Raw genomic sequence first — 5,618 nt, 5'->3', positions numbered from 1 at the left:
CAAAGACAAACCCCCGATCCTCTTACGAAGATCGGGGGTTTGGTGTAGAAGCTTGACGATGACCTACTCTCACATGGGGAAGCCCCACACTACCATCGGCGATGCGTCGTTTCACTACTGAGTTCGGGATGGGATCAGGTGGTTCCAACGCTCTATGGTCGTCAAGCAATTCGGTTGGGGAGTCGCTGTTGAGTCGCTTCCCCTAATTGGGTATGTGATGGTGTTGCAGTATTGGTCTGCTTTGCGAGCGATGCGTCTTTTCGGTTTGTTTGTCGACTTCAACCGTCTGACACGCAAACATCAAATTGTTTGGGTGTTATATGGTCAAGCCTCACGGGCAATTAGTATTGGTTAGCTCAACGCCTCACAGCGCTTACACACCCAACCTATCAACGTCGTAGTCTTCGACGGCCCTTCAGGGAGCTCAAGGCTCCAGTGAGATCTCATCTTGAGGCAAGTTTCCCGCTTAGATGCTTTCAGCGGTTATCTCTTCCGAACATAGCTACCCGGCAATGCCACTGGCGTGACAACCGGAACACCAGAGGTTCGTCCACTCCGGTCCTCTCGTACTAGGAGCAGCCCCTCTCAAATCTCAAACGTCCACGGCAGATAGGGACCGAACTGTCTCACGACGTTCTAAACCCAGCTCGCGTACCACTTTAAATGGCGAACAGCCATACCCTTGGGACCGGCTTCAGCCCCAGGATGTGATGAGCCGACATCGAGGTGCCAAACACCGCCGTCGATATGAACTCTTGGGCGGTATCAGCCTGTTATCCCCGGAGTACCTTTTATCCGTTGAGCGATGGCCCTTCCATACAGAACCACCGGATCACTAAGACCTACTTTCGTACCTGCTCGACGTGTCTGTCTCGCAGTCAAGCGCGCTTTTGCCTTTATACTCTACGACCGATTTCCGACCGGTCTGAGCGCACCTTCGTACTCCTCCGTTACTCTTTAGGAGGAGACCGCCCCAGTCAAACTACCCACCATACACTGTCCTCGATCCGGATAACGGACCAGAGTTAGAACCTCAAAGTTGCCAGGGTGGTATTTCAAGGATGGCTCCACGCGAACTGGCGTCCACGCTTCAAAGCCTCCCACCTATCCTACACAAGCAAATTCAAAGTCCAGTGCAAAGCTATAGTAAAGGTTCACGGGGTCTTTCCGTCTAGCCGCGGATACACTGCATCTTCACAGCGATTTCAATTTCACTGAGTCTCGGGTGGAGACAGCGCCGCCATCGTTACGCCATTCGTGCAGGTCGGAACTTACCCGACAAGGAATTTCGCTACCTTAGGACCGTTATAGTTACGGCCGCCGTTTACCGGGGCTTCGATCAAGAGCTTCGCTTGCGCTAACCCCATCAATTAACCTTCCGGCACCGGGCAGGCGTCACACCCTATACGTCCACTTTCGTGTTTGCAGAGTGCTGTGTTTTTAATAAACAGTCGCAGCGGCCTGGTATCTTCGACCGGCATGAGCTTACGCAGTAAATGCTTCACCCTCACCGGCGCACCTTCTCCCGAAGTTACGGTGCCATTTTGCCTAGTTCCTTCACCCGAGTTCTCTCAAGCGCCTTGGTATTCTCTACCCAACCACCTGTGTCGGTTTGGGGTACGGTTCCTAGTTACCTGAAGCTTAGAGGCTTTTCCTGGAAGCATGGCATCAACCACTTCTCCTTCTAAAAGAAGGATCGTCATCAGTTCTCGGCATTAAGATCCCGGATTTACCTAAGATCTCTGCCTACCACCTTAAACTTGGACAACCAACGCCAAGCTGGCCTAGCCTTCTCCGTCCCCCCATCGCAGTAACTAGAAGTACGGGAATATTAACCCGTTTCCCATCGACTACGCTCTTCAGCCTCGCCTTAGGGACCGACTCACCCTGCGTCGATTAACGTTGCGCAGGAACCCTTGGTCTTTCGGCGTGGGAGTTTTTCACTCCCATTGTCGTTACTCATGTCAGCATTCGCACTTCTGATACCTCCAGCAAGCTTCTCAACTCACCTTCACAGGCTTACAGAACGCTCCTCTACCGCTCATCTTACGATGAACCCGTAGCTTCGGTACCTGGTTTGAGCCCCGTTACATCTTCCGCGCAGGCCGACTCGACTAGTGAGCTATTACGCTTTCTTTAAAGGGTGGCTGCTTCTAAGCCAACCTCCTAGCTGTCTGAGCCTTCCCACATCGTTTCCCACTTAACCAGGATTTTGGGACCTTAGCTGACGGTCTGGGTTGTTTCCCTTTTCACGACGGACGTTAGCACCCGCCGTGTGTCTCCCGTGCTGACACTTGCTGGTATTCGGAGTTTGCATCGGTTTGGTAAGTCGGGATGACCCCCTAGCCGAAACAGTGCTCTACCCCCAGCAGTGATACACGAGGCGCTACCTAAATAGCTTTCGAGGAGAACCAGCTATCTCCGAGCTTGATTAGCCTTTCACTCCGATCCACAGGTCATCCGCTAACTTTTCAACGGTAGTCGGTTCGGTCCTCCAGTTAGTGTTACCCAACCTTCAACCTGCCCATGGATAGATCGCCCGGTTTCGGGTCTATTCCCAGCGACTAGACGCCCTATTAAGACTCGCTTTCGCTACGCCTCCCCTATTCGGTTAAGCTCGCCACTGAAAATAAGTCGCTGACCCATTATACAAAAGGTACGCAGTCACCTAACAAAGTAGGCTCCCACTGCTTGTACGCATACGGTTTCAGGATCTATTTCACTCCCCTCTCCGGGGTTCTTTTCGCCTTTCCCTCACGGTACTAGTTCACTATCGGTCAGTCAGTAGTATTTAGCCTTGGAGGATGGTCCCCCCATATTCAGACAAAGTTTCTCGTGCTCCGTCCTACTCGATTTCACTTCTAAGATCCTTTCGCGTACAGGGCTATCACCCACTATGGCCGCACTTTCCAGAGCGTTCCGCTAAAATCAAAGAAGCTTAAGGGCTAGTCCCCGTTCGCTCGCCACTACTAAGGGAATCTCGGTTGATTTCTTTTCCTCAGGGTACTTAGATGTTTCAGTTCCCCTGGTTCGCCTCACACACCTATGTATTCAGTGTGTGATAACCATCTTATGATGGCTGGGTTCCCCCATTCAGACATCTCCGGATCAAAGTCTGTTTGCCGACTCCCCGAAGCTTTTCGCAGGCTACCACGTCTTTCATCGCCTCTGACTGCCAAGGCATCCACCGTATGCGCTTCTTCACTTGACCATATAACCCCAAGCAATCTGGTTACTGTCTAATAACGTGAAGACGACATTCGCCGAAAATCCGCATATTTGCTCTCTCGAGCAACTCGCAAATTTTACCTTGACTTGAATAATCACCAGTGAAAGTGACCACTCAAATCTACTTCTATCACATACCCAAATTTTTAAAGAACAGTTACTGGCGCAAAGACCAGAAATCAATACACTCACTAGAGTCTATTCATTTCTGTGCTTTCAGCGATTTGTCGAGAATAATGGTGGAGCCAAGCGGGATCGAACCGCTGACCTCCTGCGTGCAAAGCAGGCGCTCTCCCAGCTGAGCTATGGCCCCATCTACAGATCGGCCACATCCCATGACAATTGGTGGGTCTGGGCAGATTCGAACTGCCGACCTCACCCTTATCAGGGGTGCGCTCTAACCAACTGAGCTACAGACCCAATCGTCTCTCTCGGGTCGAAACCCAATCGCTTTTCGCTAGTGAATCAAGCAATTCGTGTGGGAACTTATGAAGAAGCTGAAGTCTTCGATTAAGGAGGTGATCCAGCCGCAGGTTCCCCTACGGCTACCTTGTTACGACTTCACCCCAGTCATGAATCACTCCGTGGTAACCGTCCTCCCGAAGGTTAGACTAGCTACTTCTGGAGCAACCCACTCCCATGGTGTGACGGGCGGTGTGTACAAGGCCCGGGAACGTATTCACCGTGACATTCTGATTCACGATTACTAGCGATTCCGACTTCACGCAGTCGAGTTGCAGACTGCGATCCGGACTACGATCGGTTTTATGGGATTAGCTCCACCTCGCGGCTTGGCAACCCTTTGTACCGACCATTGTAGCACGTGTGTAGCCCAGGCCGTAAGGGCCATGATGACTTGACGTCATCCCCACCTTCCTCCGGTTTGTCACCGGCAGTCTCCTTAGAGTGCCCACCATTACGTGCTGGTAACTAAGGACAAGGGTTGCGCTCGTTACGGGACTTAACCCAACATCTCACGACACGAGCTGACGACAGCCATGCAGCACCTGTGTCAGAGTTCCCGAAGGCACCAATCCATCTCTGGAAAGTTCTCTGCATGTCAAGGCCTGGTAAGGTTCTTCGCGTTGCTTCGAATTAAACCACATGCTCCACCGCTTGTGCGGGCCCCCGTCAATTCATTTGAGTTTTAACCTTGCGGCCGTACTCCCCAGGCGGTCGACTTAATGCGTTAGCTGCGCCACTAAGATCTCAAGGATCCCAACGGCTAGTCGACATCGTTTACGGCGTGGACTACCAGGGTATCTAATCCTGTTTGCTCCCCACGCTTTCGCACCTCAGTGTCAGTATTAGCCCAGGTGGTCGCCTTCGCCACTGGTGTTCCTTCCTATATCTACGCATTTCACCGCTACACAGGAAATTCCACCACCCTCTGCCATACTCTAGCTTGCCAGTTTTGGATGCAGTTCCCAGGTTGAGCCCGGGGCTTTCACATTCAACTTAACAAACCACCTACGCGCGCTTTACGCCCAGTAATTCCGATTAACGCTTGCACCCTTCGTATTACCGCGGCTGCTGGCACGAAGTTAGCCGGTGCTTATTCTGTCGGTAACGTCAAAACACTAACGTATTAGGTTAATGCCCTTCCTCCCAACTTAAAGTGCTTTACAATCCGAAGACCTTCTTCACACACGCGGCATGGCTGGATCAGGCTTTCGCCCATTGTCCAATATTCCCCACTGCTGCCTCCCGTAGGAGTCTGGACCGTGTCTCAGTTCCAGTGTGACTGATCATCCTCTCAGACCAGTTACGGATCGTCGCCTTGGTGAGCCATTACCTCACCAACTAGCTAATCCGACCTAGGCTCATCTGATAGCGCAAGGCCCGAAGGTCCCCTGCTTTCTCCCGTAGGACGTATGCGGTATTAGCGTTCCTTTCGAAACGTTGTCCCCCACTACCAGGCAGATTCCTAGGCATTACTCACCCGTCCGCCGCTGAATCATGGAGCAAGCTCCACTCATCCGCTCGACTTGCATGTGTTAGGCCTGCCGCCAGCGTTCAATCTGAGCCATGATCAAACTCTTCAGTTCAATACTGCATGGGTTTTGAAAAAACCCTAAACTTGGCTCAGCAATCGCAAATCTCTTCCCCTAAAAGAAGAGCACTCAATGATTTCTCGTTGAGTATTTGTGATGCTGATAATCTTGCTGACTACCAGTCTTACCTCACAAGCACCCACACGAATTGCTTGATTCAGTTGTTAAAGAGCGTTTCGATCAAGCCTTTCGTCTCAACCGAGGCCGCGCATTCTACAGCAGCCTTGTTTCTCGTCAAGCTGTTTTTGAAGAAGTTTTTCTTTCTTCTCAACCGCTTGCGCTTCCGATCAACCTAGCGTCTCTCGTCAGCGGGAGGCGAATCATACAGCGTTCAAA

1 protein-coding gene, 2 tRNA genes and 3 rRNA genes are annotated in these 5,618 nt (G+C 51.7%); 1 reads left to right on the top strand and 5 read right to left on the bottom strand.

The annotated features are described in order from the left end of the window. Window positions 1-50 precede the first annotated feature (50 nt). The 5 genes from rrf to CXK96_RS20550 form a co-directional block, all read right to left on the bottom strand. A 5S ribosomal RNA gene (rrf, locus tag CXK96_RS20570) occupies window positions 51-166 on the bottom strand. Between the two features lie 154 nt (window positions 167-320). Beyond that, window positions 321-3,211, bottom strand: a 23S ribosomal RNA gene (locus tag CXK96_RS20565). A 254-nt stretch (window positions 3,212-3,465) separates the two neighbouring features. Next, a tRNA-Ala gene (locus CXK96_RS20560) sits at window positions 3,466-3,541 on the bottom strand. 30 nt (window positions 3,542-3,571) lie between these two features. Then, window positions 3,572-3,648, bottom strand: a tRNA-Ile gene (locus CXK96_RS20555). Between the two features lie 91 nt (window positions 3,649-3,739). Continuing rightward, window positions 3,740-5,276 (bottom strand): 16S ribosomal RNA (locus tag CXK96_RS20550). Together the 16S, 23S and 5S rRNA genes with 2 tRNA genes alongside form the textbook arrangement of a ribosomal RNA operon. 154 nt (window positions 5,277-5,430) lie before the next feature. On the opposite strand from CXK96_RS20550, the gene CXK96_RS20830 reads away from it, so the two are divergent. Next, the coding region (locus CXK96_RS20830) for a hypothetical protein (protein WP_219807548.1) at window positions 5,431-5,618 on the top strand (188 nt) is incomplete at its 3' end.

Origin of the sequence: Stutzerimonas stutzeri (assembly GCF_002890895.1) — a bacterium.
Classification (GTDB): domain Bacteria; phylum Pseudomonadota; class Gammaproteobacteria; order Pseudomonadales; family Pseudomonadaceae; genus Stutzerimonas; species Stutzerimonas stutzeri_AB.
The sequence above is the reverse complement of the archived record's forward strand: the minus strand, read 5'-3'. Positions and strand labels throughout refer to the sequence as shown.